Annotated in this window: 10 protein-coding genes; 4 read left to right on the plus strand and 6 right to left on the minus strand. The window is 59.2% G+C overall.

Going from position 1 to position 15,275, the window contains the following annotated elements; genetic code table 11:
* Position 1: 1 nt before the first annotated feature.
* Entirely contained in the window at positions 2–682 is a 681-nt protein-coding gene (locus ACIQYF_RS12165; protein ID WP_402861484.1) for a Fe2+-dependent dioxygenase, read from the minus strand.
* 219 nt (positions 683–901) lie between these two features.
* Between ACIQYF_RS12165 and ACIQYF_RS12170 the strand changes: the two genes are divergently transcribed.
* The gene (locus tag ACIQYF_RS12170) at positions 902–3,187 is read left to right on the plus strand and encodes a TonB-dependent receptor (protein ID WP_402861487.1); all 2,286 of its coding nucleotides are present in this window, start codon (positions 902–904) and stop codon (positions 3,185–3,187) included.
* 208 nt (positions 3,188–3,395) lie between these two features.
* Positions 3,396–5,933 (plus strand): PepSY domain-containing protein, encoded by a 2,538-nt coding sequence (locus ACIQYF_RS12175; protein ID WP_402861490.1) that lies wholly within the window; start codon positions 3,396–3,398, stop codon positions 5,931–5,933.
* Between the two features lie 135 nt (positions 5,934–6,068).
* On the opposite strand, the gene ACIQYF_RS12180 is transcribed toward ACIQYF_RS12175, so the two are convergent.
* Genes ACIQYF_RS12180 through ptsP form a run of 3 tightly spaced genes read right to left on the minus strand, consistent with a single transcriptional unit; the run spans position 6,069 to position 11,625 of the window.
* The gene (locus tag ACIQYF_RS12180; protein WP_402861493.1) at positions 6,069–7,805 is read right to left on the minus strand and encodes a PTS fructose-like transporter subunit IIB; all 1,737 of its coding nucleotides are present in this window, start codon (positions 7,803–7,805) and stop codon (positions 6,069–6,071) included.
* 11 nt (positions 7,806–7,816) lie between these two features.
* Positions 7,817–8,761, minus strand: a complete 945-nt coding sequence (gene pfkB, locus ACIQYF_RS12185; protein WP_402861496.1) for a 1-phosphofructokinase — start codon at positions 8,759–8,761, stop codon at positions 7,817–7,819.
* Entirely contained in the window at positions 8,761–11,625 is a 2,865-nt protein-coding gene (gene ptsP / locus ACIQYF_RS12190; protein ID WP_402861499.1) for a phosphoenolpyruvate--protein phosphotransferase, read from the minus strand. The genes pfkB and ptsP overlap by 1 nt, the downstream gene beginning before the upstream one ends.
* 340 nt (positions 11,626–11,965) lie before the next feature.
* Here ptsP and cra point away from each other — a divergent pair, with 340 nt between their 5' ends.
* Positions 11,966–12,964 (plus strand): catabolite repressor/activator, encoded by a 999-nt coding sequence (cra, locus tag ACIQYF_RS12195; RefSeq protein ID WP_402861502.1) that lies wholly within the window; start codon positions 11,966–11,968, stop codon positions 12,962–12,964.
* 2 nt (positions 12,965–12,966) lie between these two features.
* Positions 12,967–13,752 (plus strand): TatD family hydrolase, encoded by a 786-nt coding sequence (locus ACIQYF_RS12200; protein ID WP_402861505.1) that lies wholly within the window; start codon positions 12,967–12,969, stop codon positions 13,750–13,752.
* 45 nt (positions 13,753–13,797) lie between these two features.
* On the opposite strand, the gene ampE is transcribed toward ACIQYF_RS12200, so the two are convergent.
* Complete coding sequence (gene ampE, locus ACIQYF_RS12205) at positions 13,798–14,634, minus strand: regulatory signaling modulator protein AmpE (protein ID WP_402861508.1); 837 nt, start codon at positions 14,632–14,634, stop codon at positions 13,798–13,800.
* Positions 14,631–15,194: a 1,6-anhydro-N-acetylmuramyl-L-alanine amidase AmpD gene (gene ampD / locus ACIQYF_RS12210; protein ID WP_402861511.1), complete on the minus strand. Its 564-nt coding sequence runs from the start codon at positions 15,192–15,194 to the stop codon at positions 14,631–14,633. The genes ampE and ampD overlap by 4 nt, the downstream gene beginning before the upstream one ends.
* Between the last annotated feature and the right edge of the window lie 81 nt (positions 15,195–15,275).

Here is a 15,275-nt window from a genome sequence, read left to right on the forward strand (position 1 = left end):
CTTACACCTCAACCCAGCGACGCAACAGGTTGTGATAGGTGCCCGTGAGTTGCACCAGTGCGGGATGATCGGGCACGTCGCGGGTCAGTTGCTGAATCGCGCTGTCCATCTCAAACAGCAAGGTACGCTGGCTGTCTTCACGCACCAGGCTTTGGGTCCAGAAGAACGACGCAAAACGGGCACCACGGGTGACGGCGTTGACCTTGTGCAAACTGGTGCCGGGGTACAGCACCATATCGCCCGCCGGGAACTTGACCTGCTGCACGCCGTACGTGTCCTGAATCACTAATTCGCCGCCGTCATAGTCCTCGGGATCGCTGAAAAACAGGGTCGCTGACAAATCCGTTCGCACTCGCTCCTGACTGCCTTTGGGCTGGCGCACGGCATTGTCGATATGAAAATCGAAACTGCCGCCCCCGGTGTAGCAGTTCACCAACGGCGGGAAGACTTTGTGCGGCAAGGCGGCCGACATGAACAGCGGGTTTTTCCACAGCCGGTCAATCATCGCCGCGCCAATCTCTTTGGCGAGCGGATGGCCTTCGGGCAATTGCAGGTTGTGCTTGGCCTTGGCGGACTGGAACCCGGCAGTGATTTTGCCGTCGGCCCATTGCGTCTGCGTCAGCGCCTCGCGAATGCGCTGCACTTCTTCACGGGAGAACAAGCCGGGAATATGCAGCAGCATGGCGCGATACCTGATTAGGAAAAGGATGCCGATGGTATTGATTCTTATTGGTTATGTAAAACCTTGTTAAGAACCCCGGAGACGAACGACGGTGAAAAAACCGTAAAACCAAATTGTAAAGATTGTAAATTTCGCGCGAATAGTAATCCCTCTCAATTGATACACAGAATTGTTTGCACTATATTTCGCGGCTCAAATTCTGGGGGAAGGAATTTTCAAATGTCGCGCCAACTCATAAAAATACCGGTCAGTTCACCGCGTTTGCTGGCTTCGGCCATCGGTGTTGCAATGACTGCAACTTCGGCTGGGCATCTGGCTCAAGCCGCCGAAAGCACTGAAAGCAAAGCGCAGGGCAACAGTATTTCTCTTGGCGCGACCACGGTCTCAGGCGAGCAAACCCAGCAGTCTTATCAGACCGACAAAGGCAGCTCGCAAAAGTACACTGCACCACTGGTCGACACCCCGCGCTCCGTGACCGTGATCCCTCAACAAGTGCTGCAAGACACCGCAGCCACTTCGCTGCAGGACGCACTGCGCACTGTTCCGGGCGTGACATTCGGCGCTGGCGAAGGCGGCAACCCGCAAGGCGACCGTCCTTTCATCCGTGGCTTTGACGCCCAGGGCGACACCTACCTGGATGGCGTGCGCGATGCGGGCGGCCAGACCCGCGAAATTTTCGACATTGAATCCATCGAGGTCAGTAAAGGCCCGAATTCGTCCTTCGGTGGCCGTGGTTCGGCGGGCGGTAGCTTGAACCTGGTGAGCAAGACCCCAAAGCTGGGTGACTTCCTCAACGGCGGGTTCACTTACGGCTCGGACCAGACCCGCCGCTACACCGTGGACATTAACCGTCAGTTCCTGGACACCGCAGCGTTCCGGTTGAACCTGATGAGCCATGAGCAAAACGTTGCCGGTCGCCAATCGATCAACTACGACCGCTGGGGCGTTGCGCCGTCGCTGACTTTCGGCCTGGGCACTGAAACCCGCCTGAACCTCAGCTACTACCATCTGGAAAGCAACGACCTACCGGACTCGGGCATTCCATACGGCTACAGCAACAGCTCTAAAACAGCGGTTCACGAACACGACAAGCCAGATGATGGCGGCAACAGCAGCAACTTCTACGGCCTCAAAGACCGTGACTTCCGCAAAACACGCGCCGACATCAGCACCATTTCGTTCGAACACGATCTGAGCGACTCGATGACGGTGAAGAACACCTTTCGTCATGGCAACACCGGTCAGGACTACATCCTCACCCAGCCGGACGACAGCCAACACAACGTCAACCAGTACGGCACCGTATGGCGCCGCGCCAACACCCGTGTCTCGACCACCGAAACCACTACCAACCAGACCGACCTGTTTGGCAACTTCAACGTGATGGGTTTCAAAAACACCTACTCCACGGGTATTGAGTTCACTCGCGAAGAAACCCGCGCCAGCGGCTATACCGTGACCCCGAACAGCAATCCCAATTGCACCCCGGACAAAGTTGGCAACAGCGGCGGCCAGTGCACCTCGCTGTCCAACCCGAACCCAAGTGACCAGTGGATCGGCACCACTGATCGCAACTACAACGGCACCAACACGATTGGCGTGACCAAAGCTGCCTACGTGTTCGATACCATCGAGCTCGATCCCAAGTGGTTGTTGAATGCTGGCCTGCGCTACGACCAGTTTGATGTAACCGCCAACACCAACGCTGCGTCCGGCAGAAGCAAAGCTGAAAACAACAGCAACTTCTTCAACTGGCAGGCTGGCCTGGTATGGAAGCCATTAGATAACGGTAGCGTTTACCTCTCTTACGCCACCTCGGCGACGCCGCCAGGTGCACTGGTAGGCGAAGGCGCAGAAGGTAACCCGCTGGTGACTACCAACAGCGTTAGCGACCTCAAGCCTGAAGAAACCGTTAACTACGAACTGGGCACCAAGTGGGACGTGTTTAATGAGCGTCTGTCCTTGACCGCTGCTGTATTCCGTACCGAGAAGAAAAACACCCGCGTGCTGACTGACGCTTTCACCTACCAAAACGCCGGTGAGTCCCGCGTAGACGGTATCGAGCTGTCTGCCAGCGGAAAAATCACTGACAAGTGGCAAGTGTTTGCAGGCTACAGCTACCTGAAAAGCGAGCTGGTGGATTCGGGCCTCAAAGGTCGCAACGGTGTGGTGAGCGCAGGTTCGGACAAAGGCAACGAAATGCCCAACACCCCGAAAAACAGCTTCAGCCTGTGGACCACCTATGAGGTGATGCCAAAGCTGACCATCGGCGGCGGTGCGTACTATGTGGACAAAGTGTATGGCGACACGGCTAACACGGTTTATGTGCCGTCTTACACTCGCTACGACGCGATGGCCAGCTACAAGCTGACCAAAAACATCGACCTGCAACTGAACGTGCAAAACCTGACCGACAAAACCTACTACGACAAAGCCTACGCCTCGCACTTCGCCAGCCAGGCGGCGGGTCGTACAGCCTTGTTGACCACCAGCTTCCATTTCTAAAACGAAGGTCAGCTGTGGGTGTTGGCTTGCTAACGATTACATCCGTGCGGTTTCGCGGTAAGCGCGCGGCGGGTATCGCTGGCAAGTCAGCTCCCACAATTGACGACAGAGCCCCGACCATTCAGTGGCCGGGGCTTTTGTGTGTAAAAAAGACGTACGCGGCATAATGCGCCGCGAAGCATTCAACTGAGCGAGCAAGGCGGTCGTCGTGTTTAAGAAAACCCTGTTCCAGCTGCACTGGTTTTTCGGGATAACCGCAGGGTTGATCCTGGCCTTGATGGGGATAACTGGCGCGACCGTGTCCTTTCAGGACGAGTTGCTCGACTTGCTCAACCCCACCGTACTCAAGGTCGAGAAAAGCGACAGTGGCGTACTGCCCCCTGCTGAACTGGTACGCAAGGTCGAAGCCACTGAAGGCAAACGAGTGGCCATGCTCTGGGTCGGCGTCGACAGTGACAGCGCCTCACGGGTTTTTTTCACCCCGCCACCCGGTGAGCGGCGCGGCCAGTTGCGTTATGTCGACCCGTACACCGGAGACTATCAGGGCGACGTCAGTGGATTGGGCTTCTTTAATCTGATGCTGCAACTGCACCGTTTTCTGGCCATCGGCGACACCGGCCGCCAGATCACCGGGGCTTGTACCCTGATGCTGCTGTTTTTCTGCCTCTCGGGTCTGTACCTGCGCTGGCCGCGCAACGCGCTGAACTGGCGCGTCTGGTTGACCCTGGACTGGGCGAAAAAAGGCCGCAGCTTTAATTGGGACCTGCACTCAGTGGCAGGCACCTGGTGCCTGATCGTCTATCTGATGTCGGCACTGACGGGCTTGTCCTGGTCATACGAGTGGTACAACCAGGGCCTGCAAAAACTCTTCTCGGACAACCCACGAGCAGAGCAACGCAAGGGCGGACGCGGCGGCGCGCCGGGTGCTGCAGGTGCAGCGCCAGTCGCTGACTATGATGCGATCTGGGCCAGTATCCAAAAAACTGCCGGGCCAGACCTGAGCATGTACAACGTGCGCATGCCGCCGGCTGCCGGCCAGCCTGCGACCGTCTTCTATCTATTGAAAAGCTCACCTCACGAGCGCGCTTTCAACCAGATCATGCTCGACCCGGCTACCGGCGCTGTAAAAAAGGTCGAACGCTATAACGACAAGAGCTACAAGGCACAATTGCTGACCAGTATCTACGCCCTGCACACCGGCAGCTACTGGGGTATTACCGGGCGTGTTGTGGTGACCATCGCCAGCCTGACCATGCCGTTGTTCTTTATTACGGGCTGGCTACTGTACCTAGACCGCCGACGTAAAAAGCGTCACGCCAAACAGGCGCGCCAGCGCTTTACCGCAGCCAGCAGCGATGCACCGTCCTGGTTGATCGGCTTTGCCAGCCAAAGTGGTTTTGCCGAACAACTGGCCTGGCAAACCGCCGGGCAATTGCAGGCAGCTGGCTTGCCAGTGCGAGTCCAGCCGCTGGCAGCCGTCAGCGAAGACGATTTGCAGCAGGCCAACCATGCCTTGTTTGTGGTCAGCACCTTTGGTGACGGCGAAGCGCCTGACAGTGCAAGGGGCTTTGAACGCAAAATACTTGGCCAACCGCTGGGCTTGCACACGCTCAAATACTCGGTTCTGGCCTTGGGCGATCGCCAATACCCGCATTTTTGCGGCTTTGCGACCCGCATCCAACAATGGCTGAGCGAGCGCGGCGCACAGTCGTTGTTTGCCCCGGTACACGTCGACAGCGGCGACCCTGAAGCGCTGCATCATTGGCAACAACAACTGAGCCAACTCACGGGGGGTGTACCCAGCGCCAACTGGCAAGCCCCGAGCTACAACAACTGGACCCTCGAACAGCGCCAACTGCTAAACCCTGGCAGCAGCGGTTCCGGGGTTTACCTGCTGGGACTCAGCGCGCCCGATACCAGCCACACCTGGCAGGCCGGTGATCTGGTTGAAGTCATGCCAAGGCAATCGGCGTGGGCGGTCGAACACGTGCTTGATGGATTGGGGTTATCGGCAGATACCCTCGTCCACCTTGATGGCCTGCAAGAAACCCTCGCTCAGGCCCTGGACAGCCGCCAGTTGCCAGAGAATCGCGGGCATCTGGTGGGCTTGCACGCCCAAGCGCTGGTCGATGCCTTGATCCCGCTGAACATGCGCGAATACTCCATCGCCTCCCTCCCCCAAGACGGCGTGCTGCAACTGATCGTGCGCCAAGAGCGTCATCCCGACGGCAGCCTGGGCCTGGGTTCGGGCTGGCTGACGGAGCATGCGCCGCTGGGTGCCGCTATCAGCTTGCGTGTGCGGCGCAACAGCGGCTTCCACCTGCCAGCCGAGCCTTGCCCGTTGATTTTGCTGGGCAATGGCACAGGGCTCGCGGGTTTGCGCAGCTTGCTCAAGGCGCGAATTGCCCAAGGCCAACAGCCAAACTGGTTGTTCTTTGGCGAACGCAATGCTGAGCACGACTTCTATTGCCGCGATGAACTACAAGGCTGGTTGGCCAGTGGCGATTTGACACGGCTGGACCTGGCGTTTTCACGGGATCAGGCGCACAAGGTTTATGTTCAGGATCGCCTGCGTGAATCGGCGGATGAAGTACAACGCTGGCTGGCCGACGGCGCGGCTATCTATATCTGCGGCAGCTTGAAAGGCATGGCGTCGGGTGTGGATCAGGTGCTGATTGAAATGCTCGGTGCTGAGGCAGTGGAACGGCTGATTGAGCAAGGGCGTTATCGCCGGGATGTGTATTAGGGGCCAGGCAAATCGCTTAACGCTTCAACTGCGGCCTTACTGGCCGCAGCCACTATCCTGAATCCGGCCCATCACCCCTTCACACGTTAGAAGCGCCCTCACCCCGCCCCTCTCCCGAAGGGTGAGAGCAGCGTTTTAAGCCTTGGCTGTTTCCAGCGCCATATCCACCGGCTCCGGGCGTTTGATCACGGCATAGACCACCGCCGTCAACACACTGCCCGCCACAATCGCCAGCAAGTACAACAGCGCATGGTTGATGGCATTCGGAATCAACAGCACAAACAACCCACCGTGCGGCGCCATCAGTTTGCAGCCAAAGTACATCGACAATGCACCGGTCAGCGCGCCACCGACGATGCTCGCCGGGATCACCCGCAACGGGTCTTTGGCCGCAAACGGAATCGCGCCTTCGGAAATAAAACACAGCCCCAGCACCAACGCAGCTTTACCCGCCTCACGCTCGGTCTGGGCGAATTTGCGCCGCGCAATCAACGTCGCAATGCCCAGCCCAATCGGCGGCACCATGCCCGCTGCCATGGTCGCGGCCATCGGTGCATAACTTTGCGAAGCCAGCAAACCCACCGAAAACGCATAAGCCGCTTTGTTGATCGGTCCGCCCAGGTCGACGCACATCATGCCGCCCAGCAACACACCCAGCAAAATCGCGTTGGTGGTGCCCATGCTGTCAAGGAAGTGGGTCAGGCCTTCGAGCATCCCGGCCACAGGCTTGCCGACCACATAGATCATGACCAGCCCGGTAAACAGGCTGGCAAACAACGGGATGATCAGAATCGGTTTCAACGCTTCAAGGCTTTGCGGCAACCGCGCGTAACGATTGATCGCTTTGGCACAGTAACCGGCAATAAAGCCGGCAATGATCCCGCCAATAAACCCGGCCCCCAAGGTGCTCGCCAGCAAGCCGCCAATCATCCCAGGCGCCAGTCCCGGACGGTCGGCAATCGAGTAAGCGATGTAACCCGCCAGCAACGGCACCATCAATTTGAACGCCGCATCGCCACCGATTTGCATCAGGGCGGCGGCCAAGGTGCCCGGCTCTTTATAGGCGGTAATGCCAAACACAAAGGACAAGGCAATCAGCAAACCACCGGCCACCACCATCGGCAGCATGAACGACACGCCCGTCAGCAAGTGTTTATACACGCCGGTTTTTTCTTGCCTGGCCGGGGCCGGGCCGCCTGATGCCGCCGACTCTTGCCGGCCTTCACTCAAGGCCTTTTTCAAGGTGGCTTCAGCCTGCTTGAGCGCAATGCCGGTGCCGCAGCGGTATATCTTCTTGCCTGCAAAACGTTCGGTCGGTACTTCAATATCGGCGGCCAACAGCACAACATCAGCCTCGCTGATAGCCTGCGCGCTCAACGGGTTGCGCGCGCCGACAGAGCCCTGGGTTTCGACCTGCAACAGGTAACCCAACCGCTTGGCCGCCTGCTGCAAGGCTTCGGCCGCCATAAAGGTGTGCGCCACGCCTGTCGGACACGCCGTGATCGCAACGATTTTTGGCACATGCCCGGCCGCTGCGACCTCAGCTGAAACGCTGGGCGCGGTATACACCTGGGCCTCTTTCACTCCCCGCAGCAATACTGCTTCGACGTCTTGCAGGGCTTGGGCCGGGGTGCTCTGAAAAACCCGTTTGCCGATAAAGCGCTGCATGTCCAGCGGCGTGCTGCTGACCAGCAGCACCCATTCGGCTTCATCGATAGTTGCCTTGGACAACTGACGTTCCGGGTGGTTGGGGTCGTGCACTTCAACGCTGGTGCTCCAACCCTGACGCTGCGCGGCAGCATCAAGTAAGCGGGCACACAGTATGCTGGTCACCATGCCGTTAGGGCAGCCCGTCACAATGGCTAATTTCATGTGTATCCCTCTTATTCTTTTGTCAGGGCGCGTACGTCGACGCCGTTTTCAAGCGTCGTTAACTGTATGGCGTCACTGATGCCAAAGCCGATTTGGGTGACCGCCATTGCCGCAATAGCGGTCGCGGTGCGCAAGGTCTGTTCCGGGCTGTGACCGCTGATCAAGCCATGCACCATGCCGGCCAGCAGCGAATCCCCTGCCCCGACGGTGCTTGCCACGCGCACTCTGGGCGGCTGTGCCTGTAAGGTTTGAGCCCCACGACTGAACCAGTTCACGCCGTCAGCACCGTGAGAAACCACGACATGGGAAATCCCTAGGGTCTGTAAGTGAGTGGCCGCGGCTACTTGGGACGCCACACTGTCCACAGGGCTACCCAGCGCTTCGCTGAGCTCTTCGGCATTCGGCTTGACCAACCACGGTCCAGCGCTCAGGCCTTCTTTCAAGGCCTCACCGCTGGTGTCCAGAATCACTTTCAGGCCGAGGGCCTTGAGGCGCAGCACCAATTCGCGCAACCACTGCGCACTGATGCCTCGCGGCAAGCTGCCTGCCACCACGACCGCGTCATGGCTGGCGGCAATTTGATCGAGTTTGTCGAGTAGCGCCTGTTGCGCCAGATCACTGACATGCGGCCCCGGACCGTTGATGTCAGTGACTCGACCGTCATCTTCTGCAAGTTTGATGTTGCTGCGGGTTTCGCCGGGCACGCGAATAAACGCATCGGCAAAACCACGTCGCGCAAACAAGGCGTTAAACGCTTGTTGATTGTCTTGCCCCAAAAATCCACTCACCGTCACCTTGTGCCCCAGGTCAGCCAGCACCTGGGCAACGTTCACGCCCTTGCCGGCCGCATGGGTCTGCAACGCTTGGCTGCGATTGACTTCACCGGGCTCCAACTGCGGCAAGCGCACGGTCAAGTCCAAGGCCGGGTTTAGGGTAATCGTTAAAATCTTGGCCATTAGAGCGCCTCCACCAATGCACGAACTTCGTCTGGGCTGCCGACGCTCAGGGCCTGTTCGGCCAGGGTTTTTAGACGCTCCATGCTGAGCTCGCGCACCCGTGCCTTGACCTCGGGAATGCTGCGTGCCGAAACGCTGAGTTCATCCACGCCAAGGCCTACCAGAACCGGCACAGCCAGCGGATCTGCCGCCAGCTCGCCGCACACACCGACCCATTTGCCGTGGGCATGGGCCGCGCGCACGGTGATGTCGATCAGTTGCAAGACTGCCGGGTGCAGGCCGTCTGCCTGAGCCGACAGGGTCGGGTGGCCACGGTCGATCGCCAGCGTGTATTGGGTCAAATCGTTGGTGCCGACGCTGAAAAAGTCGACTTCCCTGGCCAGCACCGGCGCCAGCAAGGCGGCGGACGGCACTTCGATCATGATCCCCAGTTGCAAGTCAGCCACCGGAATTTCCAGACGCAGCCGTTCGGTCATGTCCCGCGCAGCACGCCACTCGGCTACGCTGCCCACCATCGGGAACATGATGCGCAGCGGACGGTTGTCAGCCGAGCGCAGCAAGGCCCGCAACTGGCTTTCCATCACGTGCGGGCGTTGCAACGTCAGGCGAATGCCGCGTACACCGAGAAACGGGTTTTCTTCTTTCTCGATCGGCCAGTATGGCAATGGTTTGTCGCCGCCCACGTCCAGCGTGCGCACCACCAAAGGCCGTCCCTGCAGACCGTTGAGTACGCGACGGTACTCGGCTTCCTGAGTGGCTTCGTCCGGTGCCTGGGAGTGGGCCATGAAGATCAGCTCGGTGCGCAGCAGGCCAATACCTTGCGCCCCCTGTTCGACCGCAGCCGCTACGCCTTTGCTTTCCCCGATATTGGCGAACACTTCAACCGCATGCCCGTCCAGGGTCACGGCGGGTTGATGGCGCAACTCGGAGGCAGCCAATAAGCGCTTTTCACGGCTATCGCGTTCGTCAGTCGCGTGCTGCAAGGCCTGCGCATCAGGCGCCACGTGCAAACGGCCGCGCTGGCCGTCGATCAGCAATGGAGTACCCGGGGCCAGCAACAGCACACCATCCCCGGCACCGACCAAGGCCGGAATACCCAAGGCGCGGGCGACGATGGCACTGTGAGCGGTCGCCCCGCCCCGTGCCGTCAGGATGCCCGCGACCCGTGCCGGGTCCAGACGCGCCACATCAGAGGGGCCCACTTCGTCCATCACCAGCACGTAAGGCTGGTCAGGTTCGGCCAGCGTTTGGACGCCGCACAACTGCGCCAGCACCCGTCGACCGATGTCACGCAGGTCCGCCGCACGTTCGGCCAGCAAGGCGTCCTGCAACGATTCCTGCTGACGGGCAGCGGCTTCGATGACCGCCATCCACGCGGCTTCTGCGCTCTCGCCCTGCTTAAGGCGCGAATCGACTTCGTCGGTCAACTCCGGGTCGTCGAGCATTTCCTGGTGGGTGATAAAAATCTCGCGGATGGCCTTGGACTGACTGCGCCGGATCAGCCCTTCGATGTCCTGTCGCACCTCACCCACAGCTTGTTGCAGACGCTCACGCTCGACCGCCGAAGACTCGCCACGCAGCGGGTAGTCGAACACTTGCAGCACTTGAATATGCGCCGGGCCGATGGCGATGCCGGGCGCCGCCGGGATCGCTTGAAGCACACTACCCGCCGCCGGGGCAGTCAACACAGTGGCAATTTCTGCCACTTCAGGTGCCGCCTCGACCACGAGTGGCAACGGCTCGACTTCTTCGCCCAGGCCTTGTTCGACGGCGGCCAGAATCGCTGGCAAAGCGTCATTGGCAATCGTCGGCTCGGCGACAAATTCCAGCACCTGGCCACGACGCACGCCCAGGCTGAGCAGTTTGCTCAAGCTCTTGGCCGACACCGCGCTCGACTCTTGGCCGTCGAGGATTCTGACGCGAATGTCGCCGTCAAAACGTTTGGCCAATTGCGCGAGAATTTTCGCCGGACGTGCGTGCAAACCGTGGGCATTAGCCAAAGTAATGCGCGCACTCGGCCAGTCTGCCGGTAATTCGCCACCCAGTGCTTCAAGCACCGCACGTCGGCTGGTGGCACGCCCTAACTCTTGGCCGCGCCCTTCAATCAACAGTGCGCACAAGCGTTCGAGCAGGGCTTGATGGGCTTCGCCCAGACTGGCCAGACAGAACAAACCGCTGAGCGGCTGGCCCAAATAACGAATCGGTTTGTCGGGCGTGACAAACGCCAGCCCCGGACGCTTGACCGTTTGTTCGCTGTGCAGCCACCACAGGCCATCGCCCAGCGGCAGTGCTTCCACTTGTTGCAGTACGGCGGCAAAGCCGTTGCTCACGCAGTCAGCCTGACGCAACAGGCGCGCACCTCGCCAAACCAGCTCTTCGAAGTCATCAGCTGACACGCCAAGACCAATCATCTGAGCGTCCAGCGCCAATTCTTGCGGTGCGCCTTGCAGCAGTTTGAGCAAGGCCTCGGCCGAACTGGCACGCCGCAGGGCTTCGCCCAGATCGGTTTCACCCAGTGCACGGGTCAGCAGCTGCAATAAACGCAGGTGCTCGTCGGACTTGGCCGCGATGCCAATCGCCAAGTACACGATTTGGCCATCGCCCCAGTCCACGCCTTGCGGAAATTGCAACAAGCGCACACCCGTGGCGTACACCAAGTCCCGGGTTTCTGGGGTGCCATGAGGAATGGCAATACCTTGACCCAAAAAGGTTGAACCCTGAGCCTCACGCGCTTGCAAGCCATTCAGATAACCTTCGGCCACCAAGCCATCGGCAACCAGTTTGTCGGCCAGCAGTTGCAACGCTGCAGATTTATCCACAGCCGTTTGGCCCATGGATATCTGCTCTATGGTGAGCTCGAGCATGCGTTCTCCTTTTCCGACGCTCAAGGGCGTTCGGTATTGTTTTGAATTAAGTCAGCTTAGGTCGCTCCCCACGAAGTGGAACAGCAGAGGTGTGGCAAGCACATGCTGTCGTAGGAAAGCTCCTTAAAACACGTAAGCTGAAACGTTTAATCAAGTATGAACGGCACGTTACTGCATAATCGCTCGCGCTTGAAGCCCAACCGGTCGCTTTGATCGATGTCAAGTGGGCGATGTTGCAAAAAAATACAGTGACTACAAGGCAGACGATGATCCACTGCCTTTATCGGTTAGGATTGGCCAGAATGTCGACATGTACTACAAAAAATAAGGAATTTTCGGCGTGAAGCTCAGTGATATTGCACAACTGGCCGGTGTTTCGGTGACAACCGCCAGCTATGTCATCAATGGCAAGGCCGAGCAGCAGCGCATCAGCAGCCGCACGGTCGAGCGCGTACGCGCTGTCGTCGAGGAACATGGTTTTACCCCCAACCCGCAAGCCGCCGGGCTACGCAGCCGGCACACCCGCACGCTGGGGTTTATCCTGCCGGACCTCGAAAACCCCAGTTATGCGCGCATCGCCAAGCAACTCGAACAAGGGGCTCGCGCCCGCGGCTATCAACTGCTGATCGCCAGCTCTGATGACGCACCAGACAGCGAGCGCCAGTTACTCAAGCTGTTTCGTGCACGCCGTTGCGATGCGTTGTTTGTGGCCAGTTGCTTGCCGCCTGAAGATGACAGCTACCGCCAGTTGCAAGACCTGGGCATGCCGATCATTGCGATTGACCGGACCCTGGAGCCTACCCGTTTTTGCTCGGTTATCAGCGATGACTGCGAAGCCAGTCTGCAACTGACCCGCAGCCTGTTGCAGCCACTGCCGCAGCAAATTGCCCTGATCGGCGCCCGCCCGGAGCTGAGCGTCAGCCAGGCACGGGCCGCAGGCTTCAAGCAGGCACTCGAAGGTTTTGAGGGCGACGTCCTGATCGAGCACGGTGCCGCCTTCAGCCGCGAATGTGGCCGACGCATCATTGATGAGTTGCTGGCACGCCTGGGGCATTTTCCTGAAGCGCTGGTCACCACCTCCTACGTGTTGCTGCAAGGCATGTTTGATGCGTTGCTGGATCACCCGGATCAGACGCCGCCTCGGCGCTTGGCCACGTTTGGTGACACCCAGTTGCTAGACTTTTTGCCGTTGCCGGTGAATGCCATGGGCCAGCAGCATCAGTTAATCGCCGAAAAGGCGCTGGACCTGGCCTTGGCGGCCATTGAAGAACAGCGCTACGAGCCGGGTATCCAGGCGATCGCCCGAACCTTTAAACAGCGCATTCATCAGGCCACCTGAAAATGCACCTGATAGACACCCATACCCACCTCGACTTCCCGGACTTTGACCCAGACCGCCGCGCATTACTGGCGCGCAGTCGGGCGCTGGGGGTCAAGCAGATGGTGGTGCTGGGGGTGTATCAGCCTAATTGGCAGCGACTGTGGGATCTGGTCCAGACAGACAGCCAGCTCTATGCCGCTTTCGGATTACACCCGGTGTACCTTGATCAGCATCGTGCTGAACACGTGGTTGAACTGGGGCAATGGCTGGACCGTCTGGCTGGCCATCCGCAACTGTGCGCGGTAGGCGAAATCGGCCTCGACTACTTTTTGCCGGAGCTGGACCGTGAAAGCCAACAGCAGGTGTTTGAAGCTCAGCTGAAACTGGCAGCCGAGGCTAACCTCCCCGCCTTGCTCCATGTTCGACGCAGCCATGCGCCAGTGATTGCCACGTTGAAGCGTTTTCGGCTACAGCGCGGCGGGATCGTTCATGCATTTGCGGGCAGCCGGGAAGAGGCTCGCGAATATATAAAGTTGGGATTCAAACTGGGTCTTGGAGGGGCGGCGACCTGGCCGCAGGCATTGCGCTTGCGCAAGGTAATTGCCGAGTTGCCGCTGGACACCCTCGTGCTGGAAACCGACTCGCCTGACATGGCGCCGTTCATGTACCCCAACCAGCGCAACAGTCCGGAGCATTTGCCGGCGATTGGCGAAGCGTTGGCGCAGGTGATGGGGATAAGTCCCGAGGATTTGGCCAAGGCCAGCACGGCGAATGCGTGTGAGTTGTTTGGCTGGAAAAACCCATGAGCCTGCAGGAACGAACTTGCCTCGCTCCTGCAGCGCCGGCGTGGGTTACAGCAACAACGTCCACACTGCAAACCCGGCGTACCACAGCACTGCCGCGCGCAGCAGCAATGCCCACAGGGTGTCCAAGCTGACAACACCTTGCGGACCGACCTGCGGTGGCGGAATTTCTGCCGCCGCACACCCGGCTTTATTGATGAGCTGTTCGGCGCTGATGTCCCAGCTCAACAGTTCGTGCAGCATCACCCGGCTGACCGCCGCAAAGTTGCCCACAAACGCAAAGCTTGCCGCCAGCAAGCGCACCGGTAACCAGTCAAAGGCATGCCGCAGTTGCTGCGCTCGTTCGACCAATTCCGGGTTTTTACCCTGTTCTGCGGCCAGCGCCAGCAAGCGATAGCTCAAGGCTGCAACCGGACCCAGCAGGAAGTACCAAAAGATCACCGCAAAGAAACTCTGATAGGCCTGCCACAACAAATGGCTTTGCACCCTCTCAAGCAGTTGTTCGCCACTGTCAGCGCTCACACCAATGTCACGTTCAGCCACATGCGCACCGGCCTGCAGGTCTCCACGGCGCCAGGCATCACGAATCGGCCCAAGCCCGGCAAGCAGATCACCCCGGCCCAAGCTGTAAATCACTACCAGCAGGTGCACGGGCAATACCAGCAGGCCATACGCCACCGGCTCCAGCACCCACAGCAACAAACCGAGAACGGCCACCGGAAACACAATCAGGAGGGTCAACACCCACCATGGTTTGCTTCCTAGCTTGGGGCTGCTTTCCAGTTTGTGAAGTTCACGCAACCAACCGCCATCACACTGAAGACGCTGGCGGAAGGCCGAAAATTTCTCGACCAGAAGCGCCAGCAGTAACACCACAAAACTCATTGCTTATCTCCTGTGTGCTGCAATGCGTCACGAAAACGCATCCAGTCAAAAGCCGGGCCCGGATCCGTCTTGCGCCCCGGCGCGATGTCGCTATGACCGCAGATCCTGTGTGGCGTAATCGACGGGTAAGCCGCCTGCAATTGCCGGGTCAAGGCAATCAGCGACTGATACTGCGCATCGCTGAACGGCAGTTCATCGGTGCCTTCAAGTTCTATGCCCAGCGAAAAATCATTACACGTCTCGCGGCCCTCAAAACTCGAAACTCCCGCATGCCAGGCGCGGTCAAGACAGGAGACAAATTGAGTGATTTCGCCGTCACGTTCAATCAGAAAGTGCGCACTGACCTTTAGCTCACGGATGCCTTCGAAGTAAGGATGTTCTGAGGCATCGAGCGTGTTCTGGAAAAAAGCCTGCACCTTGCCGGTACCAAACTGGCCGGGAGGCAAGCTGATGTTATGGATAACCAACAGGGATATTTCGCCATCAGGGCGCGTATTGAAGTTGGGTGAAGGGCGATGGCGCACGCCTTGGCACCAGCCGTTTGCGGGGTCCAGTTGCATTCAGCCTCCTCAACGGCTCGATCGAAAGGGGCCAGTATGCCGCGCCGAGCACAACCTTGGGGAGCTATCTGCCCGGTCGGG

Origin of the sequence: Pseudomonas sp. NPDC096917, from assembly GCF_044762555.1 — a bacterium.
Classification (GTDB): Bacteria; Pseudomonadota; Gammaproteobacteria; order Pseudomonadales; family Pseudomonadaceae; genus Aquipseudomonas.